This is a genomic window from Robinsoniella sp., assembly GCF_034124845.1.
On sequence record NZ_JAWYAJ010000227.1, the window covers coordinates 17,328 to 22,396 of the forward strand.

The 5,069-nt window shown below is 43.4% G+C and carries 8 protein-coding genes; all 8 read right to left on the reverse strand.

The window, feature by feature from the left end; genetic code table 11:
• A partial coding sequence (locus ACH2DQ_RS11100; protein ID WP_395026741.1) for a SpoIIIAH-like family protein occupies positions 1 to 627 on the reverse strand: 627 nt, incomplete at its 3' end.
• A gap of 13 nt (positions 628 to 640) precedes the next feature.
• A complete protein-coding gene (locus ACH2DQ_RS11105) occupies positions 641 to 1,219 on the reverse strand; it encodes a stage III sporulation protein AG (RefSeq protein WP_394914340.1) in 579 nt (192 codons plus the stop codon).
• Between the two features lie 5 nt (positions 1,220 to 1,224).
• The gene (locus tag ACH2DQ_RS11110; RefSeq protein WP_394914339.1) at positions 1,225 to 1,788 is read right to left on the reverse strand and encodes a stage III sporulation protein AF; all 564 of its coding nucleotides are present in this window, start codon (positions 1,786 to 1,788) and stop codon (positions 1,225 to 1,227) included.
• An 89-nt stretch (positions 1,789 to 1,877) separates the two neighbouring features.
• A complete protein-coding gene (locus ACH2DQ_RS11115) occupies positions 1,878 to 3,032 on the reverse strand; it encodes a stage III sporulation protein AE (RefSeq protein ID WP_394914414.1) in 1,155 nt (384 codons plus the stop codon).
• Positions 3,033 to 3,100: 68 nt separating this feature from the next.
• Positions 3,101 to 3,487 carry a stage III sporulation protein AD gene (spoIIIAD, locus tag ACH2DQ_RS11120; protein ID WP_394914338.1) on the reverse strand — a complete coding sequence of 129 codons (387 nt, stop codon included), beginning with the start codon at positions 3,485 to 3,487 and terminating at the stop codon, positions 3,101 to 3,103.
• Between the two features lie 15 nt (positions 3,488 to 3,502).
• Positions 3,503 to 3,697 (reverse strand): stage III sporulation protein AC, encoded by a 195-nt coding sequence (spoIIIAC, locus tag ACH2DQ_RS11125; protein WP_027293818.1) that lies wholly within the window; start codon positions 3,695 to 3,697, stop codon positions 3,503 to 3,505.
• 81 nt (positions 3,698 to 3,778) lie between these two features.
• Positions 3,779 to 4,297 carry a stage III sporulation protein AB gene (locus tag ACH2DQ_RS11130; RefSeq protein ID WP_394914337.1) on the reverse strand — a complete coding sequence of 173 codons (519 nt, stop codon included), beginning with the start codon at positions 4,295 to 4,297 and terminating at the stop codon, positions 3,779 to 3,781.
• On the reverse strand, positions 4,291 to 5,069 hold a 779-nt coding region (gene spoIIIAA, locus ACH2DQ_RS11135; protein ID WP_395026744.1), incomplete at its 5' end, for a stage III sporulation protein AA. The genes spoIIIAA and ACH2DQ_RS11130, both read right to left, overlap by 7 nt.

Consider the following 5,069-nt stretch of genomic DNA (forward strand, 5'->3'; position numbering starts at 1 on the left):
TGCTGCTTCTCGCTCTGTGATATCCGTCATAGCTGTCATGTCATCAATTGCATTTTGTTTCTGGTCCTGGCTGATGCTTTCATTGTTGATTACACCAAGAAGCGTTTCTTTATTTTTAGCACGAACCTGTTCTCTGGACAGTTTGGCCTCTGCAGCGAATCCGGAACTGGTAGCTGAGCTTGTAAGAACAGCTTCTCCCGGTGTATCGCTGATTTCGCCTTCTGCTGTTTCAATGCTGGCATCTGATGAAGCCGTGTCTGCCGATGCTGTGTCTTCTGATGAGAGATCAGCAGAAGCAGTGTTGGAATCAGATGTATCTGCCAAAGCCGTTCCATCCGTAGAGATATCTGCGGATGCGTTCTCTGTTCCCGCTGTAATATCTGCAGATGCACTATCGCTTGATACGTCTTCCAAATCCTGATCCAGGCTTGGAATGTCCACTAATGCACTCTCATTTTTCATCTCACTTTCCGTTTCCTTCTGGCTTACTACCCCATTTTTATCAAGTGCAGATTGTGTGGCATCCTTGCCAAGCTTATTTCCCGAGTAGTTTAAGTACCCTGCAACTGCAATCATGACTGCAAGTGCCGTAATAATGATTTGATTCTTCTTAAAAATATGTTTCACACTTTCCCCCTCCTTAATTCATCTTCATTACTTTGATTTTATGCGCGTCGATATCAAATAATGACATAACTGCCTCAGTAATATTATTAACTGTCACCGGATCACCTCCGCCCTCTGCCACGATCAGTACTCCCGCAATTTCCGGTTCCAATTCTTTTACCACATATGGAACCTGGTTTCCATTTTCGTCTTTTTCATAGACAGTTTCTTCCCCCGTTACATTTTCTCTGGTGGAACGGATTCCGCCTTCACTGTCCTTCTCTTCCGTATTCTTATCTGTTACCGGTGAGTCTTTTTCCACAATTTTCTCCTTTGAAGACTTCTGCGTGAGCATTACCTCTACTTTACCCACCCCTTCCACCTTGCTCAGTGTCTGTACAAGCCGCCCTTGCAGAACATCCAGATCATCTTTCTTTGCAGTATTTGTAAGTCCAGACGTATTTTCAGTAGTCGGAACGGACGGCGTACTATTTTTATCCTGTGTTGGAATTGCAATTACCAGAAGCAGCACCCCCGCCAGCAGGGCAATCAGAAGATGGTCTTTATTCATACGTTTTAATTTTTCAATAATCGGCCCTAATCCTTTTCCCATGTGAACTACTCCCGTACATCAATATTTATATGTCCAACCGGTATCTGATATACTTCTTCAATCTCTTTTTTTATACTTTTCACAGCTTCATTCTCCTTTCCATCCCCTTTTGCTGCCTGTCCCACGTGGATATCAATTTTCGTTTTCTTTTTGGAGATTACAAGATCTGCTGAGTTTATGCCGATGATACTTTCTCCATCCTTTTCATATTCCATCGTAGTTGAAACCGGATAATAGTCATGCTGTATTACAATCTGTTCCATCTGCCTTTTTATTTCATCGGAAAAAGCCTGCTCAATCTTATCGGACTTTAAACCATCCAGCCCTTCTCTGGCTGTCTTCACATTGTCCAACTCTTCCTTAAGCCCCTCGATGCGCAGAGCCTGGTCAAATGATTCCGACAAGTTCGTTAGATTCGCAAGGGGTGCCATGACCAGAATTACCAGCAGTATCCCGCCAATAAACCGCACATACCGCTTAAATCCTTCGTTTGGCACAATATGAAGGATCACGTTAAAGACAACGAGATAACATGCAATATTGCGAACCCAGGTATAGATCCCGGACATCCCCTCACCTCCCAGTCAAAAACCCCGCGGCAGTCGCCAAATAGACGCGCCAGCGTGCCCGTTTGGCTCGTTGCTCGCGGGAATAAAAGCTACAATCCCCGGATGGAAGCCGTTACCATCGCCAGCGTAATTAAGAATAACGCACCTGCCGTAAACAGAATCCGCACCAGAAGCGCAGCCCCATCCCCAATACTTCCTATACAGTCAATCATCCGCTTGTCCGATATGGGCTGGATGACAGCGCTTAACAGTTTGTACATAAAAGTGCCGATTACCAGTTTCACTAATGGCATCAGGCAGATAATCAGCACGGCGATAAGCCCCGCTACACCCACGGCGTTTTTAACCAGCACTGCAGAACCTACCACCACTTCAGATACTGCATTGAATACATTCCCGATGACCGGAATCGCACCGGAGGTTTTATGCAAAAGGGTATTTTTCAGAGAATCTACTGCCGGCATGATCAGGCACTGTACCGTCTGTATCCCGATTACTGCCCCCAAAAGGGTCTTAAGCACCCAGGAAATCATTAAATTTAACAGTTCCGCCATCTTAGACAGATACTCTTCCTTTGCCAGATGGTTTAATAAAAGAAAAATCACATACAGATTCACTCCCGGCAGCAACAGATATTTCAGAACCCACTGGATTACCGTAATCAAAATCAGCGTCAATTCATAAAATCCTGCTGCAGTAATGGATCCAGCCGCAAATGTGGCTGCTACAAAATAAGCAGGAAGCAGCACCTTCATGAAATTTAGAACCTGCCCCAGGGTATCCATTGTCAATTGGCTCATGTCCCAAAATGCTTTGATTAAAACCGTAAACAGCAGCAGATACATCATATAAAAACTTATATCCGCAATCTGGCTTTTTTCAAAGACTCCGGTAAAATTTGTAAAAATAGCCGCTGCAATCACTATCATAATAATATGCAACATTGTGGATTTATACTGATTTAACTCTGCAAAAAAGGCATCCTTCACTATTTGCAGGATACTGGAAGGCGTCATTGGCATATCCCCTTTTATCAGCTTTCCAAGTGCATCCTTAAAATCAAATTTAGTATCTCCCAGAATATTATCCAGTGTCGATTCAATTTCATTTAAATCCAGCTCATCCAAATAAGATTCCTGCAATTCCTCTTCATTTGCCTCTTCTTTTCCCTCTGCTTGTACCACTATGGATGTCCCAAGGAAGAGGAGGCCGACTAAGGTCAGGACAAACCAGAATTTTTTCATCACCCCCATAATCCTCCTTCCAGAAAAACAGGCTCAAGTGGCTCCCGGCATAAATCCGTCGGGAGGCTCTAACTCATGAAATCATGGATCGTGTCTAAAAGCGCCATTAACACCGGAGCACTTACTACAAAAATAGAAATTTTGCCAAATATTTCAATCTGCCCCGCAATTGCCGAATATCCGGCATCTTTGCAGACATTGGATGAAAAATCAGCAATATAGGTAATCCCTATTATTTTCAGTAAGATGCTCAAGTAGGAATCTTTCAATGCAATATAATTTTTCAGCGTCTCCAGGGTCTGGGTCAAAAAAGTTAGTTTATCTATTGCATAGAAAAATATTAATATGCATGTTGCCATACTGATAAATACGGCAAACTGGGGCTTTACATCTTTGATAAACAGAGCTGTCAGAATTCCCGCTATCCCAAGAATTCCTATTTTCATCATATCCATTACCGATGCACCCCCTTAAAGCGCAAACAGACTCTTAATTGTTTCAAATAATTGATTTATATAAGGCAGTATCCAGAAAAGTACCAGCACCAGTCCGGCAAGACTAGTCAAAAATGCGTGTTCTTCCCTTCCACTATGCTTAAGTACCTGGCTCAGTACCGAGACCAGAATTCCCACCGCCGCAATTTTAAATATTAAATTTACACTCATCTTTTTCCCCTCACCTTCGAGCGTGTTTAAAAAATCATTCCCGCCACGCATCTGCTGATACATCGTTTTCCGGCACGCCTGTCAGATTAAGATGATTGCCAGAAACAGCCCTCCCATCACGCCAAGGCAATGATAAACCCTTGATTTATTCTGGTAATTCTGCCTGGCCTGTATACAATTTTCATTTAACTGCTCCAAGTACAAGTCAATGTTTCGAAGCTGCATGTCAATATCCAGATAGCCCAGATGGCTTCCTACCGTTTTCAGTTGTTCCAGATCCTCTTTTGTAAGATTGCAGTGCTCCAGCTTTAAATTCACCCCCTCTTCAAAAATCCTGGAAAGGCTTTTTCCATCCCGCTTCTCCATTTCCTCCGATAAATACTGCAGGAATTCCTGAAACGGCGGTCCTGAACGTTGTCCCACTTTGCGAAACCCTTCCACAAGCGGTGTTTTGCCATACTTGATCTCTCCCTGAAGCATTACAAACATACGCTTTAACTCAGTCAGCTGTACTACCCTCTTCTCCAGGTCTTTGCTCATGGAAAAGCCAATCGCAGAGGATGTAGCAATGATCATGCCTATACCCAGCATTTTCAGCATAAAAACACCTCCTTGTCATACAGCCTTGTCCCACGTTCATCAAATATCTCTTTTACCTTGCCTATCTGTTTGTAGTTGTGTAAAATAATATATCTTTCAAATACCCGTTCTAGAACCAGTTTTTGAAGTAATGGTTTTCTTTTTACATCTTCAATGGAGCTCCCATGAACCGTAGCCAGCAGCTTGCAGCCGCAGTGTATTACCGATTCAATGGCGTGGATGTCTTCATAGTCCCCGATTTCATCTACCGCTATAATCCTGGGGGACATGGAGCGGACCAGCATCATCATGCCTTCTGCTTTCGGGCAGCAATCCAGCACATCCGTGCGGATCCCCAGGTCATTTTGGGGCACGCCAAGATAAGCTCCCCCAATCTCCGACCGCTCATCCACCACTCCAATCGTACTTCCCTGAAAATAGGAAGTTCCGTTAGAAAGCTGCCGGATCATATCCCTTAATAATGTCGTCTTTCCGCATCTGGGCGGAGAAATAATCAGCGTATGGCAGATTTCATCTCCCTGTATCACATAAGGCAGCACATCTGTCGCACACCCCTTTATCTGATGTGATAAACGGACATTTATAAAAGAAATATACTTCACACTTTTAATCCTTTCACCATCCATAATAATTTTTCCTGCGATACCAACCCGATGTCCGCCCTGTATGGTAATAAATCCCTGCTTCAATTCATCTTCAAAAGCATACAGGGAATAATTTGCAATATATTCCATCGTCTCAAGAAGTTCTTTTTTCTGCACCATGTAACCGT